At 71.5% G+C, this 19,236-nt stretch carries 20 protein-coding genes and 1 pseudogene; 11 read left to right on the forward strand and 10 right to left on the reverse strand.

The window, feature by feature from the left end; translation table 11 throughout:
• Positions 1 to 32: 32 nt before the first annotated feature.
• Positions 33 to 2,078, forward strand: coding sequence for a HelD family protein (locus tag MQP27_RS13195; RefSeq protein WP_242765243.1), 2,046 nt, complete (start codon positions 33 to 35; stop codon positions 2,076 to 2,078).
• 37 nt (positions 2,079 to 2,115) lie between these two features.
• Here the strand turns inward: MQP27_RS13195 and MQP27_RS13200 are convergent, their stop codons facing one another.
• Complete coding sequence (locus MQP27_RS13200) at positions 2,116 to 2,964, reverse strand: nitroreductase/quinone reductase family protein (protein WP_242765244.1); 849 nt, start codon at positions 2,962 to 2,964, stop codon at positions 2,116 to 2,118.
• A gap of 171 nt (positions 2,965 to 3,135) precedes the next feature.
• On the opposite strand from MQP27_RS13200, the gene MQP27_RS13205 reads away from it, so the two are divergent.
• Together MQP27_RS13205 and MQP27_RS13210 are read left to right on the forward strand one after the other, a co-directional pair.
• Complete coding sequence (locus MQP27_RS13205; RefSeq protein WP_242765245.1) at positions 3,136 to 3,759, forward strand: RraA family protein; 624 nt, start codon at positions 3,136 to 3,138, stop codon at positions 3,757 to 3,759.
• 32 nt (positions 3,760 to 3,791) lie between these two features.
• Positions 3,792 to 4,169: pseudogene (locus MQP27_RS13210) on the forward strand (HAD domain-containing protein); the annotation flags it as partial.
• On the opposite strand, the gene MQP27_RS13215 reads toward MQP27_RS13210, so the two are convergent.
• On the reverse strand, positions 4,144 to 4,743 hold the full coding sequence (locus tag MQP27_RS13215; RefSeq protein WP_372511177.1) for a TetR/AcrR family transcriptional regulator: 600 nt from the start codon (positions 4,741 to 4,743) through the stop codon (positions 4,144 to 4,146). The pseudogene MQP27_RS13210 and the gene MQP27_RS13215 sit on opposite strands and share 26 nt — an antisense overlap.
• Positions 4,744 to 4,849: 106 nt before the next feature.
• On the opposite strand from MQP27_RS13215, the gene MQP27_RS13220 reads away from it, so the two are divergent.
• Positions 4,850 to 5,671 (forward strand): SDR family oxidoreductase, encoded by an 822-nt coding sequence (locus tag MQP27_RS13220; protein WP_242765246.1) that lies wholly within the window; start codon positions 4,850 to 4,852, stop codon positions 5,669 to 5,671.
• Positions 5,672 to 5,751: 80 nt separating this feature from the next.
• Here the strand turns inward: MQP27_RS13220 and MQP27_RS13225 are convergent, their stop codons facing one another.
• Both MQP27_RS13225 and MQP27_RS13230 read right to left on the reverse strand, forming a co-directional pair.
• Entirely contained in the window at positions 5,752 to 6,282 is a 531-nt protein-coding gene (locus MQP27_RS13225; RefSeq protein WP_242765247.1) for an AAA family ATPase, read from the reverse strand.
• 10 nt (positions 6,283 to 6,292) lie between these two features.
• Positions 6,293 to 7,042 (reverse strand): VOC family protein, encoded by a 750-nt coding sequence (locus MQP27_RS13230; protein ID WP_242765248.1) that lies wholly within the window; start codon positions 7,040 to 7,042, stop codon positions 6,293 to 6,295.
• Between the two features lie 132 nt (positions 7,043 to 7,174).
• Between MQP27_RS13230 and MQP27_RS13235 the strand changes: the two genes are divergently transcribed.
• Positions 7,175 to 7,408, forward strand: a complete 234-nt coding sequence (locus MQP27_RS13235; protein WP_242765249.1) for a hypothetical protein — start codon at positions 7,175 to 7,177, stop codon at positions 7,406 to 7,408.
• 37 nt (positions 7,409 to 7,445) lie between these two features.
• Here MQP27_RS13235 and MQP27_RS13240 read toward each other — a convergent pair whose 3' ends face one another.
• Positions 7,446 to 7,979 carry an NUDIX domain-containing protein gene (locus MQP27_RS13240; RefSeq protein WP_372511178.1) on the reverse strand — a complete coding sequence of 178 codons (534 nt, stop codon included), beginning with the start codon at positions 7,977 to 7,979 and terminating at the stop codon, positions 7,446 to 7,448.
• Positions 7,980 to 8,046: 67 nt separating this feature from the next.
• Complete coding sequence (locus MQP27_RS13245; protein ID WP_242765251.1) at positions 8,047 to 9,003, reverse strand: S66 peptidase family protein; 957 nt, start codon at positions 9,001 to 9,003, stop codon at positions 8,047 to 8,049.
• Positions 9,004 to 9,121: 118 nt separating this feature from the next.
• On the opposite strand from MQP27_RS13245, the gene MQP27_RS13250 reads away from it, so the two are divergent.
• The 3 genes from MQP27_RS13250 to MQP27_RS13260 all read left to right on the forward strand — a co-directional run bounded on the left by MQP27_RS13250 (position 9,122) and on the right by MQP27_RS13260 (position 10,982).
• On the forward strand, positions 9,122 to 9,796 hold the full coding sequence (locus MQP27_RS13250) for a helix-turn-helix domain-containing protein (RefSeq protein ID WP_242765252.1): 675 nt from the start codon (positions 9,122 to 9,124) through the stop codon (positions 9,794 to 9,796).
• 68 nt (positions 9,797 to 9,864) lie between these two features.
• Positions 9,865 to 10,515 (forward strand): hypothetical protein, encoded by a 651-nt coding sequence (locus MQP27_RS13255; RefSeq protein ID WP_242765253.1) that lies wholly within the window; start codon positions 9,865 to 9,867, stop codon positions 10,513 to 10,515.
• 131 nt (positions 10,516 to 10,646) lie between these two features.
• The gene (locus MQP27_RS13260) at positions 10,647 to 10,982 is read left to right on the forward strand and encodes a DUF2516 family protein (protein WP_242765254.1); all 336 of its coding nucleotides are present in this window, start codon (positions 10,647 to 10,649) and stop codon (positions 10,980 to 10,982) included.
• Between the two features lie 113 nt (positions 10,983 to 11,095).
• Here the strand turns inward: MQP27_RS13260 and MQP27_RS13265 are convergent, their stop codons facing one another.
• The 3 genes from MQP27_RS13265 to MQP27_RS13275 all read right to left on the reverse strand — a co-directional run bounded on the left by MQP27_RS13265 (position 11,096) and on the right by MQP27_RS13275 (position 14,802).
• Positions 11,096 to 12,403, reverse strand: coding sequence for a PP2C family protein-serine/threonine phosphatase (locus MQP27_RS13265; protein WP_242765255.1), 1,308 nt, complete (start codon positions 12,401 to 12,403; stop codon positions 11,096 to 11,098).
• Positions 12,404 to 12,729: 326 nt separating this feature from the next.
• The gene (locus MQP27_RS13270) at positions 12,730 to 13,803 is read right to left on the reverse strand and encodes a C40 family peptidase (RefSeq protein WP_242765256.1); all 1,074 of its coding nucleotides are present in this window, start codon (positions 13,801 to 13,803) and stop codon (positions 12,730 to 12,732) included.
• Positions 13,804 to 14,007: 204 nt separating this feature from the next.
• Entirely contained in the window at positions 14,008 to 14,802 is a 795-nt protein-coding gene (locus MQP27_RS13275; RefSeq protein WP_242765257.1) for a class I SAM-dependent methyltransferase, read from the reverse strand.
• Positions 14,803 to 15,012: 210 nt separating this feature from the next.
• Between MQP27_RS13275 and mshA the strand changes: the two genes are divergently transcribed.
• The 3 genes from mshA (at position 15,013) to MQP27_RS13290 (ending at position 18,585) form a co-directional block, all read left to right on the forward strand.
• The gene (gene mshA, locus MQP27_RS13280) at positions 15,013 to 16,353 is read left to right on the forward strand and encodes a D-inositol-3-phosphate glycosyltransferase (RefSeq protein WP_242765258.1); all 1,341 of its coding nucleotides are present in this window, start codon (positions 15,013 to 15,015) and stop codon (positions 16,351 to 16,353) included.
• A complete protein-coding gene (locus tag MQP27_RS13285; RefSeq protein WP_242765259.1) occupies positions 16,346 to 16,837 on the forward strand; it encodes a type III secretion system chaperone family protein in 492 nt (163 codons plus the stop codon). The genes mshA and MQP27_RS13285 overlap by 8 nt, the downstream gene beginning before the upstream one ends.
• Before the next feature lie 98 nt (positions 16,838 to 16,935).
• A complete protein-coding gene (locus MQP27_RS13290; RefSeq protein ID WP_242765260.1) occupies positions 16,936 to 18,585 on the forward strand; it encodes a glycosyl hydrolase family 28-related protein in 1,650 nt (549 codons plus the stop codon).
• A gap of 1 nt (position 18,586) precedes the next feature.
• Here MQP27_RS13290 and MQP27_RS13295 read toward each other — a convergent pair whose 3' ends face one another.
• Positions 18,587 to 19,231, reverse strand: a complete 645-nt coding sequence (locus tag MQP27_RS13295; RefSeq protein ID WP_242765261.1) for a class I SAM-dependent methyltransferase — start codon at positions 19,229 to 19,231, stop codon at positions 18,587 to 18,589.
• Positions 19,232 to 19,236: the final 5 nt, after the last annotated feature.

Consider the following 19,236-nt stretch of genomic DNA (forward strand, 5'->3'; position numbering starts at 1 on the left):
ACTCGGTCACGCTTTTCGGGTATCCTCCTCCTATGACGTCGGTCGAACCTGTCCTGAACCTGAAAGCCTCCCTCCGCCGCGAGCGCGCCCACCACGACCGTTGCCGCACCGCCCTCGCCGCCATGGTCGACGGAGCCCAGGAACACGTCTTCACCGGCGAGGACGTCTCCGCCTCCGGTGCCGACGCCGAAGTGCTCGGCTACCAGTTGCGCAGCAAGGCGAAGGAGATGAGGGAACTGCCGGAGGGGCCGCTGTTCTTCGGCCGCCTGGACTTCACCCGGGAAGAAGCGGGCGAACACGCCGGGCAGAGTTACCACATCGGGCGGCTGCGGATCAGCGAGCAGCCCGCCGCCCCTCCGCTCGTCGTCGACTGGCGGGCCCCCGTCTCCCGCGCCTTCTACCAGGCCGGAGCCCATGATCCGCAGGGCGTGGCCGTGCGTCGGCGTTTCGGCTGGGCGGCCGGTAGCCGGGGTGACTCCGCCGACCTCACGGGGCTGGAGGACGAGCATCTGGGCCGCGGGGAGTCGCAGGTCAGCGACATCGTCGCGCGGGAGATCGAACGGCCCCGGGTCGGGCCGATGCGCGACATCGCCGCGACCATCCAGCCCGAGCAGGACGATCTCGTACGAGGGGATCTCGCGCGGTCGGTGTGCGTGCAGGGGGCGCCTGGGACCGGGAAGACCGCGGTCGGGCTGCACCGGGCCGCGTACCTGCTGTACACCCACCCGGCGCGCATCCGGCGCGGGGGGTTGCTCATCCTCGGTCCCAACCGCACCTTCCTCTCGTACATCTCGCAGGTTCTTCCCGCCCTCGGCGAGACCGGCGTACGGCAGCCGACGCTGGAGGAGGAGATCGCCCGGCATCCGGTCAAGGGGGTCGACGGTGAGCGGACCGCCGTCGTGAAGCACGACGCCCGGATGGCGGAGGTGTTGCGCCGGGCGCTGTATGCGCGTGTGAACAGTGACTGGAGCAACTCCCTTTCGGTCGCGGACGGTTCGTATCAGTGGCGGGTGCCGGCGGGCGAACTCGTGCGGATCGTCGAGGACGTCCGCGCCGAGGAACCGCCGTACGGCATCGGGCGGGAACGGGTGCGGATGCGTGTCGTGCGGGCCGTGCAGTTGCAGGCCGAGCGGCGGGCGGGGCCGCAGTCGGCGGCCTGGGTGCAGAAGGTCTCGCGGGCGAGGGCGGTGAAGGAGTACGTGGACGCGGTCTGGCCGCGGGTGCGGCCGGAGGAGGTTCTCGCTCAACTCCTCATGGACGGGGCGGTGTTGGGGGCGGTGGCCGAGGGGCTGCTGGACGCGGACGAGCAGGCCGCGCTGCTCTGGAGGAAGCCGCCGCGGTCGTGGAAGTCGGCCCGCTGGTCGGCCGCCGATCTGGTTCTCCTCGACGAGGTCGCCGGGCTCGTCGAACACCCGGAGGGGTACGGCCATCTAGTCGTCGACGAGGCGCAGGACCTCTCCCCGATGGAGTGCCGGGCCATCGCCCGCCGGGCGCCCTTCGGATCGCTCACCGTCCTCGGCGACCTGGCGCAGGGGACGACTCCCTGGGCCTCCCGCTCCTGGGACACCACCCTGCGCCACCTGGGCAAACCCGACGCGACCGTCGTACCGCTGACCACGGGCTTCCGGGTCCCGGAGGCCGTCGTAACCCTCGCCAACCGGCTCCTGGAACGGCTCGACGTCGACGTACCGGCGGGCCGATCACTGCGCAAGGACGGGGAGTTGAGGGTGCGGGAGGCGAGGGAGGGTGGCTTGGGTGGTGCGGTCGTCGACGCCGTGCGGGACGCGCTCGGGCGGGAGGGGTCCGTGGGGGTCGTCGCGGCGGACCGGGAGGTGGAGGGGGTGCGGGCGGTGCTCGACGCGGCCGGGATCGCGACGGCCGGGCCGGACGAACTGGGCGCCCGGGTGACCCTCGTACCGGCGACTCTCGTCAAGGGACTCGAGTACGACCATGTCGTCGCCGTCGAGCCGGCGGCGATCGCGGAGGCGGAGCCGCGGGGGCTGCATCGGCTGTACGTGGTGCTGACCCGGGCGGTTTCGCGGCTGGAGGTGGTGCACGGGCGGCCGTTGCCGTTCTAGCGTGCCGTTCTGGCGGCGGGCAACGGCCGCCCGAAGGTCACCCGTCCGTGTCGAGGAGCGGGATCAACTGCTCTTCCTCGTACGTGAGATGGGCCTCCAGTTCGCGTGTCAGCCGCTCCACCTCGGTGCGGGCGGCGGCGGGGTCGGACCCGTCGGCGGTCACGGCTCGGCGCAGGGCCGTGACGAGGTCGGCGATCCGCTCGTGTTCCTCACGCAGGCGGGCGAGGACCGGGGCGGTGGACGGGTGGTCGTTCTCCAGGTGCGGGAAGAGGATCGTGTCCTCGCCGGTGTGGTGGTTGTGCAGGCCCTGGCAGAAGGTCAGGCAGTTGACGCGGAGTTGAGCGCCGAGGGTCGTGCCGCCTTCGGTCGTCGCCATCTCCTTCCGGATCAGGGCGAGTTCGCGGCGGAAGACGTCGTGGACGACCTTGATCGCCTCGCCGGGCGAGGAGGCGTTGATGTTCGGGGGGCCGGGGTTGGGGAGCGTGTGAAGTGCGACCACGGGGATCAGACGGTCCGTCTTCTCCTGGTACGCCGCCCAGCCCGTGTCGGTCTCCACGGCCCGCGCCCACGCCTGGTCCCGTTCCGCGCCCTCCAGGACGACGGCGAGCGCCTCGTACGTGAACGTGCCGCTCTCGACGGTGACTTGGGGGTGGGCCAGGAGGTTGCGGTACCAGTCGGGGTGCTGGTCCGCGCCGCCCGCCGAGGCGATGACCAGGACACGGTCACCGCCGTCGGGGAAGTAGCCGACGGGGGTGGTGTGCCGGGTGCCGGTGCGGGCGCCGGTGGTGGTGAGGAGGAGCAGCCGGGCGCCCTCGAAGTAGCCGCCCACGCGCCCGTGGTTGGCGCGGAACTCGTCGATGACCTGCTGATTGAAGGGGTTGGGCATTCGTGTCTCTTCTTCTCTTTCTCCGTGGTTGATGTTTGAGGCGTCAACGCGGTACGGAGAAAGAGGCGGGCCCCTGGCCCGCCGCGGCCTCACTCAGAGGCCGGGCACCCGATTCGCTCACGGCACAAGGCCGACCCGGCAGTCATGGGACGGAACGGTAGCTTCGTGTTCATGACTGACGCCAGTGAATTCCAGGCCGTGCCCACCACCACCCTCGCCGATCTCCTCGGCCGCGAGCAGGTCATGGACATCGGCATCCGCCCGCTGTGGGGACCGGCGGAACGGGTGGCCGGACCGGCCTTCACCGTGCGTTGCCCGCCCGGCGACAACCTGATGCTCCACGCCGCCATCCACCGCGCCGCGCCCGGCTCGGTCGTGGTCGCGGAGTCGGGCGACCTGGACTGGGCGCTGGCGGGCGGCAACGTGTGCGCGGTGGCCCAGCGGCGCGGCGTGGCCGGCTTCGTCCTGGACGGCCTGATCCGCGACCTCGCCGAGGTACGCGAGATGCGCTTCCCGGTGTTCGCCCGGGGCGTCATCCCGATCCCCGGCGCCAAGGCGGCGGTGGCGCCGCTGGGGGAGCCGGTGACATGCGGGGGCGTACGGGTCGAGGCGGGCGACGTCGTGGTCGCGGACGAGGAGGGCGTGGTCGTCGTACCGGCCGCCCGTCGTGACGAGGTACTGACCGCGGCACGCGCCAAGCTGGCCAAGGAGGCCGCGGAGTCACTGGACGAGTGGGAGGAGGCGCACCGGGCGCGGATCGACAAGATCCTGGCGGAGCGGGGGTTCGAGGGCTGATGCTGGTGCCCGCTGCTCCTCTTCCTTAGCCCAGCCGCGTCGACCCCGGGCTGGGGCCGCGGTTCATCGCGCTGGGCTGCGAACTGGTGTGGGCCACGACCTGGCTGGACGACGCGAACCTGTGCCTGGCGCCCTGGCTCGGTCTGCCGCAACTCCCGCTCGTGGACTGGCCGGACGAGGAGGACGTGTCCGCGCCGCTGCACTGGAAGACGCGGCCGTTGGTGGACTGGGCGGCCGGGCGCGAGTTCGTGTGGGTCGACGACGAGATCACGGACGCGGACTGTGCGTGGGTGGCCGCACACCATCCGGCCCCGGCCCTGCTGCACCGCGTGGACCCTGAACACGGCCTGACGGACGCGGACTTCGCCGTGCTGGAGGCGTGGATCAGAGGGCGTCGAGCCAGGCCGTGAGGCGGTTGCCCTCGCGGGTCATGATGTCGGGGTCGCGCAGGGCGTTGGCCAGGAGGGACATGCCCTGGTAGGCGCCGACGAGGGCCAGGGCGAGGCCGTCGGGGTCGGGCAGCTCCAGCTCGCGGAACTGGCCTTCCACCCAGTCGAGGAGCGTACGCAGGAGCTTGCCGGCCTCCGCGTCCAGGCCGCCGTCCGGGGTGCGTTTGCCGAGCTCGGCGGCGAGGGTGCCGGTGGGGCAGCCGTAGCGGGCGGCGAGCTCACGCTGGTCGACCCAGCCGCGGACGAGCGCCTTGAGGCGTTCGCGGGGGTCGGGGAGGCGGTCCAACTCGGCGGTGATGCGCTCCAGTTGGCCGCCGTGCTCGGCCAGGGCCGCAGCCACCAGGTCGTCCTTCGTCTTGAAGTAGTAGTAGACGTTCCCGGTCGGTACGTCGGCGGCACGGGCGATGTCGGCGATGGTGGTCCGCTCGACGCCCTGACGGTGGACGACTTCGGCGGCGGCGGCCATCAGGCTGCGCCGCTTGGCTCCGGCTCTCTTGGTCCTCGTATTTGGTGAGGCATTCGGTGAGTCAGTCACCTGACTAACTATAGGCGGCGGACTGGCGGCGGGCTGTGCTAGCGTCGCGACCGAAGAGTTAGTCAGCCGACTAACTCACTAGCTTGCTCATGGCTGGGGGATCACCATGTTCGTAGTCACCGGTGCCACGGGGAACGTCGGTCAGACGCTCGTACGACTGCTCGTGGAAGCGGGGGAGGAAGTGACCGCCGTCGCCCGGCGGGTCACGGAGGCCGATGTTCCGGCGGGGGTGCGGGCGGTCGCCGCCGATCTCGGGAACCCGGACAGCCTGCGGCCCGCGCTGCAGGGGGCGCGGGCCGTGTTCCTGCTGGTCGCGGGGGAGGATCCGGAGGGGCTGGTCGGGGTGGCGAAGGAGGCGGGGGTCGGGCGGCTGGTGCTGCTGTCCAGCCAGGGGGCGGGGACGCGGCCGGAGGTCTACCGGCAGGCGGTCGAGTTCGAGGCGGCCGTACGAGGGTCGGGTCTGGAGTGGACCGTCCTGCGTTCCGGCGGACTGGATTCGAACGCCTTCGCGTGGGCCGAGCCGGTCCGCCTCCACCGCACCGCCGCGGCGCCCTTCGGGGACGTCGGCCTGCCCATCGTCGACCCCGACGACGTGGCGGCTGTCGGGGCGGCGGTGCTGAGGGAGCCGGGGCACGCCGGGGCGACGTACACCCTGACGGGCCCCGCGCCGACGACGCCGCGGGAGCGGGCGGCGGCGTTGGCCGAGGCGCTGGGGGAGCGGGTCGACTTCGTCGAGCAGACCCGCGAGGAGGCGCACGCGCAGATGTCCCGCTTCATGCCGCTGCCGGTGGTGGAGGGCACGCTGGCGCTGCTGGGGGCGCCGACGGAGGAGGAACGGGCCGTGAGTCCTGATGTGGAGCGGGTGTTGGGGCGGGGTGCTCGGGGGTTCGGGGAGTGGGTGGGGCGGAATGTGGGGGCGTTTCGGTGAGGGCTCGGCGGGTCGGCGGGGGCCGGCCGTAAGGGCCCAGGCGCGCATGTCTCCCGCCGGTCTCCCGCTGACCTGGCTGCTCAGCTTTTGACGGCCTCGGCGATGCGCAAGGCGGCCTCGGCCGGGGTGAGTTGGGTGGTGTCGACGACCTCCGCCTCGTCGTGCAGCCAGGTGCGGGAGGCCTCGGCGTAGGGCTTCAGGTATTGGAGGCGGAAGGGGGAGTCGGGGCCGATGACGGTGTCGGCGGCGATACGGGCCCGGAGGGTGGCCTGGTCGGCGTGGAGGACGAAGTGACGTACCGGGATGGCGTGTTGGGCGAGGCCCGTGCTGATCTCGCGCCAGTACTGCTCGACCAGGACGGTCATGGGGACCACCAGTGTGCCGCCGGTGAATTCGAGTACGCGGCGGGCTGTTTCGACGACGAGTTGCCGCCATGGTGGCCAGTGCTGGAAGTTGTCGGCCCCTGGGCCCGGCAGTCCCGGTTTGATGTCCATGAGCGTCTCGCCGACCTTCTCGGCGTCGAACACCCTTGAGTCCGGGAGCAGTTGCTGTACGAGGGGGCTGGTCGTGGACTTGCCCGCGCCGTGGGTGCCGTTGATCCATACGATCATGGGGGCGACGTTAGCGCGCGGAAGGAGCCAGGACGCAGAACTCGTGGCCTTCCGGATCCGACAGGCACGTCCACGGGACCTCGCCCTGGCCGACGTCGAGGTCCGTGGCGCCGAGGGACCGCAGGCGGGCCACCTCCGTCGCCTGGTCGTCGCCGGGGTACGGCAGGAGGTCGAGGTGGACGCGGTCCGGCACCGTCTTCGCGTCGGTCGTGCGGAGGAATTCGAGGTACGGGCCTGTATGGCTCGCGGAGCGCAACCGGGCGTACTCGTCGGTGACTTCGTGCAGTATCCAGTCCAGCGCCTCGCCCCAGAACCGGGCCATGGCCCGCGGATCCGCGCAGTCGACCACGACGGCGGCGATCGGCCCTGTGTCCCGGTAGATCTCCCGGGGCTCCAGCACGCAGAACTCGTTGCCCTCGGGGTCGGCGAGCACCGTCCACGGCACCTGGCCGCCCTGCCCCACGTCGGCGGGAGTCGCGCCGAGAGCTGTCAGGCGCGCGACCAACTCCGTGTGGTGGGCCGTGGAGGTGGTGGCGAGGTCAAGATGCGTACGGTTCTTGGTCGTTGACTTGGGTTCGGGGACGGGTACGACGTCGACGCCGACGAACACCGGGTCCGGCCAGACCAGGCCGCCGACGGGGCCGACGTACCTGGTCTGGCCGGAGCCGTACGCACTCCACCCGAGCGCCTCCGCCCAGAACCGGCCGACGGCCGCGGCGTCCAGCGCCTTGATGTTCACCATCACGGGTCGCAGTGCCATGCGGGCGATCCTAGACACCTGCTCGGACCGCTCGGCCCCGGCCGAGCGTCGAGGCTGCGTGCTCCGGGCGACCACTGCGAGCACAGCACTGGGCCGGGCGCCCGGCGGACCAAGGCGTGGGAGGGGGTGCTGTTGCTGGGTGACGCCGACACGGTGGCCGCCGCACGCGAGTGGCGCTGGGCGGTGCTCCAACTGGAACGGGCGGCACGCGGCGTCGCCGACGACGACTTCGACTGGGTGGCCGCGGTGAGGCGCGCCGACGAGGGCCGGGATCGCTTCTACACCGCTGCCAGAGCCGGCCTGACCGTGGGCAGCGGCGATGTGGCTCAGGCGCGCTGGCTCATCGATCGACAGATGAACTCGTGATTCCGGTGAACTCATGAGCCCGGGCCACGGAAGAGGGTCAGGGGTGCGCGGTCCGGAACGCGTGATACCGGCCGAAGGCTTCGTGGCTGTCGGGGGTGAAACGCCACGCCAGCAGGGCCGACCGCAGCTCCGGCTCCGTGAGCCAGCCGTGCCAGGCGACCTCGTCAGGATCGGGGACCACGGCATCCGGTACTACGGCATCCGGTACTACGGCATCTGGCACCACTGCTTCGTGCACGCCGAGCCAGTGAGGACTCAGACCGCTGCGGTTGAGGAACGTGAACAGCAAGCGCGGCCGTACCCGAATGCCCAGCTCTTCGGCCAACTCCCGCGCCGCGGCCTGTTCGTAGGACTCGCCCACCTGCACGGCGCCACCGACCACGACCTCGTAGAACCGGGGAAAGCGCGACAGTTGCTCCGAGCGCCTGTGGACGAGGATCCGCTCACCCTCGTCACGACACACCGTCACGGCGACCCGGTGCAGCCAACCCTCCCGGATGGCCTGTCGGCGGCTGACCGCCACCCCCAGCACGCGATCTTGATCGTCGACACGCTCCACCAGTTCATCCACGACGCACACCCTGGCAGAGCCCACCGACAATGCCGTTTCCCGGACGGAACCCGCGTTCCGGAGGACCCTAGACGACCGCCGGCAGGACAGTCAGCGTTCCTGTGGCTGTGTCGATCGTCGCCTGGGTGCCGAGGGGGATCGTCGGGGGGTGGGCGCCGTGCCCGGCGGGGAGCCCGCCCAGCACCGGAACACCGAGTGCGGACAGTCGGTCGCGCAGGACGTCGCGGATGCCCCATCCACCCAGCGTGGGATCGTCGGCATCGCGCTCGAAGCCGATGAACTGGCCGAGGGCGATGCCGCGCAGACCATCGAGCGCTCGGGAACGGATGAGCTGGGTCAGCGCGCGGTCGACCTCGCCCAGCCCGGTTCCTCGCTGGTGTTCGAGGAAGAGGATCGCTCCCTGGAGGCTGGGCAGGCCTGCTCCGGTCTCCGTGCGGATCGCGTCGAGGTTGCCGCCCATCAGGACGCCCGTCGCCGTGCCCTCCACTATGACGGGCGCGGTGGCCTCGGACGGGTCGCGGTGGAGGGTGACAGGGTCGGTGGTCATCAGCGCGCGGCGCAGGGACTCCGCGGAGGCGGGTCCGGCGTAGGTGTCGTCGCGTTTGGCGAAGGGACCGTGGAGTGTGGCCAGGCGGCATCGTGACCACAGGGCGAGGTGAAGGTGGGTGATGTCGCTGAAGCCGACGACCGGCTTCGGGTCACGGCTGAGGGCGTCGGTGTCGAGGGCGTCGACGATGCGGTAGGTGCCCTTGCCGCCCTTGGCGGCGATCACGGCGCGGACGCCCGGATCGCGGAACGCCGCGTTCAGGTCGAAGACGCGGTCCTCGTCGCGGCCGGCCATGTAGCCCCACTGATCGAAGACGTGTGCGCCCAGCTCGGCCTGAAGACCCCAGGAGGTGAGCAGGTCGACACCCCGGGCGACTTCCTCCCGACTCGGCGGACAGGCAGGAGAGACGATCCGCACCCGATCTCCGGGCCGCAAGCGCGGCGCCCTCAACGACTGCGGATTCCGGTGGTCATCCATCCGGCGATTCTGCGGGGCCGAGCCAGCAGCCGTGCAAAGTGTGTGTGAGAGGGTGGCGTGGCGCACTATTGCAAGCGGGTGCTTGCAATAGTTAGCGGGGGTGGTGCACAGTGGAGGCATGGCATCGCTCAACGTCGGCAATCTCGGTGAGTATCTGCGTGAGCAGCGGCGCACGGCGCAGCTGTCGCTCAGGCAGCTCGCCGACGCCGCCGGGGTGTCCAATCCGTATCTGAGCCAGATCGAGCGCGGGCTGCGCAAGCCGAGCGCGGAGGTGTTGCAGCAGGTCGCCAAGGCGCTGCGGATCTCCGCCGAGACGCTGTACGTCCGCGCCGGCATCCTCGACGCCGAGCGGGACCGGGACGAGGTGGAGACGCGCGCCGTCATCCTCGCCGATCCCACGCTGAACGAGCGGCAGAAGCAGGTGCTGCTCCAGATCTACGAGTCGTTCCGCAAGGAGAACGGCTTCGGGATCGACACGGCAGTCGATGCGGTGGTCGAGGCCACGGTCGATACGGCGGTCGATACGGAGAGGGGTCCGGACGACGGCGTCCGCGTCCCCCGCGTTGTCGACACCGGCGAAGCGGTTGGCGTCACCGACGCCGACCCGTCCGGCGACGGGGCTACGGAGGCCCAGCCGGGTGACACCGGTGGCACCGGTCACATCGGCGACGCCCCTGGGCGCCGTACCCGCAAGACCCGCACGGCCGGCGGGCGCAAGTCCGCCGCGCGCCGCACCCGCACGTCCGACGGCAGCGACGCCGAACCGCACGACCCGCAGCAGCCCACCGGTTGAGCAGGCCGCACCGGCTGCCCGCGGGAACCAAAACCCTCAGCTGAAAGCGATCCGGGAGGACCATCACCATGGCCATCACCGACGACCTCCGCAAGACCCTCAGCGACCCGACGCCGCTCTACTTCGCCGCCGGCACCGCAGACCTGGCCTTCCAGCAGGCCAAGAAGGTGCCCGGCCTCGTGGAGCAGCTGCGCGCCGAGGCCCCGGCCCGTATCGAGGCCGTCCGCAACACCGACCCGAAGGCCTACCAGGAGAAGGCCCAGGCCCGCGCCAAGGAGGCCGGCGCCAAGGTCAAGGAGACGCAGGAGACCCTGCAGACCAAGGTCACCGAGTTCATCGCCAACATCGACGGCGACCTCAAGAAGCTCGGCGCCACCATCGACGCCGACCTGAAGAAGTTCGGCGAGTCCGCCCAGGACTTCGCGCTGCGCGGGGTCGGCGTCGCCGCCGAGTACGCCGTCAAGGCCCGTGAGACCTACGAGAAGGTCGCCGAGCACGGCGAGCAGGCCGTGAAGACCTGGCGCGGCGAGGCCGCCGAGGAGATCGAGGAACTGGCCGTCGCCGTCGAGCCGAAGGCCGAGCCGGTCGAGGTCAAGGACGAGCCCGCCAAGCCCGCCGAGGCCAAGGCCGCCCCCGCCCCGGCGAAGAAGACGGCCCCCGCCAAGAAGGCGCCGGCCCGCAAGCCCGCCGCGAAGAAGACCACGCCGCCCGCCAAGTGACACGAACGGGTGATGGGGGACGGGCCGGGCACTCTCACGGTGCCCGGCCCGTTCTCGGTGTAGCGGGTCTGCTCGAACGGGTACGGTGACCGCGTAATGACAAGCCGAGTCTGGTGGTGGACGTTGTGCTGATGCAGGGGTTCGCAGGGTTCATGTGGCTGCTGAGCATCGCCCTGATCCTTTTCAGCGGCTTCGCACTGATCGACGCCGCGACGCGCCGCGAGGACGGCTACCGCGCGACCGGCAAGCAGAGCAAGCCGTTCTGGCTGATCATCCTCGGCCTGGCCTTCGTGGTGAACCTGATCTTCAACATCCTGTCGTTCCTGCCGATCATCGGCCTGGTCGCCACCATCGTGTACATGGTGGACGTCCGCCCCGCACTCAGAGCCCTCCCGGGCGGCGGCCGCAACAACAGGCGGGGTTCGAGCAGCGACGGCCCTTACGGCCCGTACAACGGCGGCCGCTGACTCAAAGAGCGACGTCGAGGTGAGCGCCCCTTCAGGGGCGCGGGGAACTGCGCGACCAGCCCCCACGGACCCGCAGTCGGCACACGACCGATCCACCAACGGCGAGTCTCCGCTCAGGCCCCCCGATCCAACAGCAATACCGCCACGTCGTCCGTCAGCTCGCCCCCATTGAGCTCCCGCACCTCATTGACTGCGGCCCGCAGCAACCCTTCCCCGCTCAGCCCCTCCGACAGCAGACGCCGGACGATTTCCACCATCCCGTCCTGCCCCAGCCGCTCCATCCCCGCCCCGACCCGCCCCTCGATCAGCCCGTCGGTATAGAGCATCAGGCTCCACTCCCGCCCCAGCTCCACCTGCATCCGAGGCCACCGAGCCCCGGGCAGCAGCCCCAGCGCGGGCCCGTTGTTGTCGTACGGCAGCAGCTTCGCCGGACGCCCCGGCCGGGCGATCAACGGCGACGGATGCCCGGCGAGGCACAACCCCGCCCGACGCCCGTCCGGCGCGATGTCCACCGTGCACAGCGTCGCGAAGATCTCGTCGTCGGCCCGCTCATGCTCCAGCACCTGCTGCAAGGTCCCGAGAAGCTCGTCCCCGCACAGACCCGCCAGCGTCAGCGCCCGCCACGCGATCCGCAGCTCGACACCCAGCGCGGCCTCGTCCGGCCCGTGCCCGCACACGTCGCCGATCATGGCGTGCACGGTCCCGTCCGGCGTCCGTACGACGTCGTAGAAGTCCCCGCCGAGCAGCGCCCGCGACCGCCCCGGCCGGTACCGCGCGGCGAACCGCAGCGGCGACCCGTCCAGCAGCGGCGTGGGCAGCAGCCCGCGCTCCAGGCGCCGGTTCTCCTGCGCCCGCACCCGGCCCTCGGCGAGCCGCCGCTCCGCCGTGTCGGAACGTTTCCGCTCCACGGCGTAACGGATCGCCCGGCTCAGCAGCCGCCCGTCCAGTTCGTCCCGGAAGAGATAGTCCTGCGCGCCCACGCGCACCGCCTCCGCGCCGCGCTCGGCGTCACCTGAGGGGGCGAGGGCGAGCACGGCGTGCCGGGGCGCGAGCTCCAGCACGTGCTTGAGCACGGCGAGCTCGTCCCCGTCGGCGGCCGCCCGCCCCGGCGCCGGCAGCGCGAGGTCGAGCAGGATGCAGTGGACGTCGTCGGTCAGCAGCCGCTCCGCCTCGGTGAGGTTGCGCGCGGTGCGCACGCGGATCGGCCGGCCGGCCGAGTCGTGCAGTTCGGGTACGACCGTGGAGCCGCCGGGATCGTCCTCGATCAGCAGCAGCGTCAGCTGGGTGGGGGCGGCGTTGGTGTCGACCGTGGCTTCCTTGCTCGGGGCCGCTTCCTTGGAGGTGCCGCCTCGGTGCGCGGCGGGCGCCTGACCGCTCTCCGCGGCCGGGACTGCTCTCTGCCGCGGTATGGGTGCGGGCATCGTCTTGAGTTCCTTCCCTCCCCCCGAGGGCGCGGCGGAGCGAGGGTCTCGATCCACCGACGGGGACCATAGCGGTTGTCGGCGGGCGAACGGAATGGTGTGAGCCACGTCGCCCGCACACCGGCCACTGTCATATGCCGCGTTCCGTACCGCAGTTGGACAGGGTGCCCCACCAGCGGGGATGACGAAGGTCACGTCCACTGGGGGTTTGGGAGCGGGCGGACGTGTGCTGGGTCACGTGGTCGCGGTCACGAACTCGGGGCGCCCGAGGCGGAAGGCCCACGAGCTCCGGACACCCGGAGCCCGAACACCCGGAGACCGAACGCTCACGCGTCCGGTCGTACCACCCCGAGGATCGGCATCGAGCCCGCGCCCACGATCGACACCGTGCGCCCCGGCCGCGGGGCGTTCACCATCGCGCCGTCGCCGATGTACATCCCGACATGGCTCGCGTCGTCGAAGTAGATGATGAGGTCGCCGGGGCGCATGTCCTTGATGTCGATGTGCTTGAGCTGCTTCCACTGCTCCTGCGAGGTGCGCGGGATCGGCCGGCCGGCGCTCGCCCAGGCCTGTGAGGTCAGCCCCGAGCAGTCGTACGAGTCGGGCCCCTCGGCGCCCCAGACGTACGGCTTTCCTATCTGCTTGGTCGCGAACTCGACCGCCTTCTTGCCCTGCGCGGAGGCCTTGCCCTTGATCTCGTCGAGGATCCCGGAGTCGAGCCAGGCGGTCTGCGCCTTGAAGGCGGCCTCCTCCTCCAGCTCGGCCAGGCGCGCCTTCTCCTCCGCCTCCAGCTGGGACTCCAGCTTCTCGGCCGCCGCGATCTGCTTCTTGATCTTCTTGCGGGCGGCGTCCTTCGCCTTGCGGTTGGCCTCCAGCTGCTTCCACTGCTCGGCGGCGTCCGCGGCGTACTGCTTCAAGTCCTGCTGGGTCTGGGTCATTTCGGCGATCAGGCCCTTGGTCGCGCGCTCGCCCTGCATGACCCGCCCCGCCCCGTCGAGGAACTCCTGCGGGTCGTCGCTGAGCAGCAGCTGTGCCTCGTCGGGCAGTCCGCCGGTGCGGTACTGGGCGGCGGCCGCGGCGCCCGCGCGCTTCTTCAGCTCGTCCAGCTTCCGCTGGCCCTTGACGATCTCCTTGGCCAGCCCGACGATCGCCGCGGACTGCTGCTTGGCGCGCTCCTCGGCCGCGTTGTACGAGTCGGTGGCGACCGCCGCGTCGTGATACAGCTTGTCCAGTTTGTCGCGTACGGCCTCAAGGTCCTTGTTGGACACGGGAGTCGACGACGCGGAGGCCGAGGGGGTCGGGTCCGGGCTCGCGAAGGCAGTGCCCGGCGCGGCCAGCACCGTGATCGCGCAGACCACCGTCACGGCCGTCGCGACCAGTCCGCGCTTGCCCGTGCCCATACGGCTCCCCCAACCTGATTTACCGTCAGTAACTTACGGACGCCTGGGGGATCGTGCCACGCCGACGCGCAAAACGACAGAGCCAGTCGGAATTCGGACTTCCCCCCTCGCCGTCGTCGTAAGCCGCCGAAAGACGATCTCCCCGCCTTTGTGACGAACGACTCACGGAGATCGTTCCCCGCAGGTCAGGGCGTAGGAGCCCGGTCAGCTCCGGGGCTCCAACGCCTCCCAGGCCACGGTGACTTCGCCCTGCCGCCAGCGCACCGGCCCGTCCGTCACCGGCCAGTCGGCCGTCAGCTCGCGCACCGCCCGCTGCCAGCGCTGGCGGGCGCCGTAGGAGGCGTAGGGCGCGGCGGCGGCCCAGGCGCGGTCGAAGTCGCGGAGGAAGGCGTGCACCGGTTCGCCGGGGACGTTGCGGTGGATGAGGGCCTTCGGCAGGCGCTCGGCGAGGTCGGAGGGGCGGTCCAGCGAGCCGAGCCGGGTCGCGAAGGTGACCGTGCGCGGACCCTCCGGGCCGAGCGCGACCCACACGTGCCGGCGCCCGATCTCGTCGCAGGTGCCCTCGACCAGCAGGCCGCCCGGCGCGAGCCGCGCGCACAGCCGCTGCCAGACACCGGCGACCTCCGGTTCGTCGTACTGGCGCAGGACGTTGGCCGCGCGGATCAGCAACGGCCGTCCGGGGAGCGGGATCTCGAAGCCGCCGTGCCGGAAGGCGAGCCCGTCGCGCTCGTACGGCTGTGCGGCCGCGACCCTCGCCGGGTCGATCTCGATGCCGACCACGCGCGCGTGCGGAGCGACGGTGCGCAGCCGCTGGAGCAGCTCCACGGCGGTCCAGGGGGCGGCGCCGTAGCCGAGGTCGACGGCCACGGGGTCGGCGGCGCGGCGCAGTTCGGCGCCGTGCGCGGCCGCGATCCAGCGGTCCATGCGGCGCAGCCGGTTGGGGTTGGTGGTCCCGCGCGTGACCGTGCCCACGGGGCGGTGGGCGGCGCGGGATGTCATGTGTACGAGGGTAAGCGGGCGGCCGTGGCCGCCACGCACCTCACCCGGCGGCCGCTACGCACACCACCCTCGAACGGTTGAGCGACCCTCGGTAATGTCTCGGCAAAAATCATCCCGCCCGGAATGGGAACCCGTCCCTCCGCTGTTGCACCCCCTGGAGGGCGCCCCACACCCTCCCTCAGGCATGCCCGCTGCAAGGAGGACCGCCACGTGAGCCAGTACGTCAGCAGGCTCGGTCGGCGCTCCCAGGCCGCACCCCACCGGCTGCGCCTGCCGCACCGCCGCCCGCGCCGCGTCGCCATGCTCTCCGTGCACACCTCACCGCTCCACCAGCCGGGCACCGGCGACGCGGGCGGCATGAACGTCTACATCGTCGAGCTCGCCCAGCGCCTCGCCGCGATCAACATCGAGGTCGAGATCTTCACCCGCGCGACCACGGCCGCCCTGCCGCCGAAGGTCGAGATGGCCCCCGGCGTCCTGGTCCGCCACGTCGACGCCGGCCCCTACGAGGGCCTCGCCAAGGAGGACCTCCCCGCCCAGCTCTGCGCCTTCACCCACGGCGTGATGCAGGCCTGGGCCGGCCACCGCCCCGGCTACTACGACCTGGTCCACTCGCACTACTGGCTCTCCGGCCACGTCGGCTGGCTCGCCGCCCAGCGCTGGGGCGCCCCGCTCGTGCACGCCATGCACACCATGGCCAAGGTCAAGAACGCCAACCTCGCCGACGGCGACACCCCCGAGCCGGCCGCCCGCGTCATCGGCGAGACCCAGATCGTCGCCGCCGCCGACCGCCTCATCGCGAACACCTCCGAAGAGGCCGACGAGCTCGTACGGCACTACAGCGCCGACCCCGGCAAGGTCGCCGTCGTCCACCCGGGCGTCAACCTCGACCGCTTCCGCCCGGCCGACGGCCGCGCCGCCGCCCGCGCCCGCCTCGACCTCCCGCAGGACGCGCTGATCCCCCTCTTCGCGGGCCGCATCCAGCCCCTCAAGGCCCCGGACGTCCTGCTGCGCGCGGTCGCCGTCCTCCTCGACGAGCGCCCCGAGCTGCGCTCGCGGATGGTCGTCCCAATCGTCGGCGGCCCCAGCGGCAGCGGTCTCGCCAAGCCCGAGGGCCTGCAGAAGCTCGCGGCCCGCCTCGGCATCGCGGACGTGGTCCGCTTCCGCCCGCCGGTCGATCAGGACCAGCTCGCCGACTGGTTCCGGGCCGCCTCCGTGCTGGTCATGCCGTCCTACAGCGAGTCCTTCGGCCTGGTCGCCATAGAGGCGCAGGCGGCCGGTACGCCGGTGCTCGCGGCCTCGGTGGGCGGGCTGCCGGTCGCCGTGCGCGACGGACGGACCGGTTTCCTCGTACGAGGTCACGATCCCGCCGAGTACGCGCGCGTGCTGCGCGCCTTCGGCGACGACCCGCACCTCACGGACCGCCTCGGCGAGGCCGCCGCCCGGCACGCGCAGTCCTTCGGCTGGGACACCGCGGCCGCCGCGACGGCGGACGTCTACACGGCCGCGATGCAGTCGTACCGGCGTCGCGTACGCTCCCACCATGGCTGATGTGCAGAAGGTCATCGAGGGGGTTCTGAAGGACGCCGAGCTGGAGTGGGAGAGCCCCGCACCCGGCAACTACGTCGTCCAGCTCCCCGGCACCCGCAAGCTGAAGACGACCCTCTCCCTCCTCGTCGGCCGCCACTCCCTCTCCCTCAACGCCTTCGTCATCCGCCACCCCGACGAGAACGAGCCGGGCGTGCACCGCTGGCTCCTGGAGCGCAACCTCAAGCTGTACGGGGTGAGTTACGCCGTCGACCGGCTCGGCGACGTCTACGTCACCGGCAGGCTCCCGCTCTCCGCCGTCACCCCCGACGAGATCGACCGCCTCCTCGGCCAGGTCCTGGAGGCGGCGGACGGCGCCTTCAACACCCTCCTGGAGCTGGGCTTCGCCTCGGCGATCCGCAAGGAGTACGAGTGGCGGATCGCGCGCGGCGAGTCGACGCGGAACCTCGAAGCGTTCACGCACCTGACCCAGCGTTCTGCTGACTGACGTCTTCCCTCCCCATGGTGGTCGTGGCATGCTCACGGCCAACGCACATCTGAACGTCGTTCACATCCATGAAGAGCGGCATGGAAGGGCGTACGGACATGGGTACTGCGCATCTCACCAGACGGGCCCTGCTCGGCGGAGCCACGGCCGTGGCCCTCGGCGCGACGACCGGCACGGCACGGGCCGCCTCCACCGAAGTCCCGCAGCTGTGGCACGAGTTCACCCGCACCCCCTTCACCCACCCGCAGATCCCGTACGTCGGCCGCGCCGGCTGCCGCGGCGGAGCCCGCCGCTTCCCGCGCCGTCCCGTCGTCGCCGACGTGCGCGCGTACGGAGCCGTGGCCGACGGCGTCACGGACTGCGCCCCCGCGATCAACCGTGCCGTCGCCGCCGCCGGAAGGGCCGGCGGCGGCACGGTCTCCATCCCGCCCGGCACCTTCCGCATCGACGGCCTGATCCAGGTCGGGTACGACAACGTGGTGCTGCGCGGCGCGGGCAGCGGTCGTACGACCCTGTACGCGACGAAGAACCTCACCGAGCTCATCGGCGTGTACGGCTCCCGTTACGGCGGCACCAAGTCCGCGTGGTCCTGGGCGGGCGGCCTGATCTGGCTTGCGCCGAAGGCGCGTTGGGACTCCCTGGTCGCGGCGATCAGGGCGCAGGCGTGGCCGTTCGAGGGCTGGACGGGCAACAAGCGGGACGAGTGGGAGCCGCTGACGCCGGTCGAGCCGGCACGGCAGGGGGACTGGACGGTCGAGGTCGCCGACCCCTCCCGCCTGCACCCCGGCTCCCTGGTCCTGCTCCGCATCTCGGACGACCCGGCCCACACCCTCCTTCAGCACATGTCGGGCGGCGGCCCGGGCCCGGCGGCGTACTACTGGACCGACAAGACCAAGCTGCTGTCGTACGTCCCCTACGAATGGCCGGTGCGCATAGCACGGGTGCGCGGCCGCACGGTCGTACTGGAACGCCCGCTGCCACTGGACCTGCGCCCGGAGTGGAATCCCCAACTGACCACACACGTACGTGAATTGACGGGCGCCGGGGTGGAGGGCCTGACCCTGGAGGTGATGGAGACCCCTCAGTCCCCGCACCTCCTCGACAAGGGCTACAACGGGGTCGCGCTCCAGTGCGCGTACGACTGCTGGGTGGACGACGTCACGGTCCGCAACGTCGACAACGGCTTCGGCCTGGTCGCCGCCTCCTCCTGCACCCTGCGCCGCACACGCGTCGGCGGCCGGGGCGAACACCACCCGTACTTCTGCCGCGAGGGCTCGCACGACAACCTCATCGAGGACTTCACGATCGAGGAACGCACGGTCCCGGCGCCCTCCGACACCCAGCTCCACGGCATCAACGTCGAGGGCCTGTCCTCCTACAACGTCTGGTCGCGCGGCTCGATGGCGATGGGCACCTTCGACTCCCACCGCGGCCTGCCCTTCGCCAACGTCCGCACCGACATCACGGTGGACAACAACGGCCGCCACGGCGGCGACGCCAACGCCGGCCCCCTCTTCGGCGCCCGCTTCACCCACTGGAACGTCCGCGTCACCAACGGCCGCGCGGGCCTGATGAAGATCGACGGCCTGGCTCCGTACTCCGCGACGGTGGCGGTGAACGAGGTCACGGACTTCGACCAGATCGACGTCCCGGACTTCACGGGGGATCTGCACTCCCGCCTGGAGCTGTACCCGACTACGGGTGTAGTACGGCCGCGGAACCTGTACGAGGCCCAGCGGGAGTTGTGACTCAGGGCCGACGCAGGACGTCGTAACCGACGAAGTCGAACATGCGCTGCCCGGGCACGAGCGGCCGGGGCCGCACGCCGAACCGGTGGGCCCCGACGGCCTGCTTGACGGCGGGCTCGGACAACCACAGCCGCTCGAAACCGCGTTCCTCCAGCCAGGAGCACACCTGCGGCACCAGGTCAGGGTCCTTCCTGTTGCGCGTCCAGACGACCGTGCCGCCCGTGCGGCACAGCCGGGTGCACTGGTCGAGGAGGCGTTCGACGTCGGCGTCGGTGATGTTGCCGAGCACACCGCAGATCAGGACCAGGTCGGCGGGGGCGAGTTCGGCGTAGTGGTCGGTCGACGACGCGTCCCCGGCGACGACTTCGATGCCCGGCAGGCCGGCGGCCTCCGCGGCGCGGCGGGCCTCTGCCACGTTCCGCTCGTCCAGCTCGACCAGCCGGGCGCGCACGTCGTGCCGCCGTGGGTGCTCGGTGAGCGCTCCGATCAGGTCGTGGCCCTGGCCCGCGCAGATGCTGATGGCCGTGAGCGGGCCCGGCGGCGCGGTGTCGAGGGCGTCGCGGACGCGGTTCTGGACGGCCGCGAGGCGCTGTAGGAGGGGGGAGTCCGCTCGGGTGTACGTGTCGTGCCACGCGTGCCAGTCCATGGCCG

This window comes from Streptomyces cylindrosporus, from assembly GCF_022698165.1.
Lineage (GTDB): Bacteria > Actinomycetota > Actinomycetes > Streptomycetales > Streptomycetaceae > Streptomyces > Streptomyces cylindrosporus.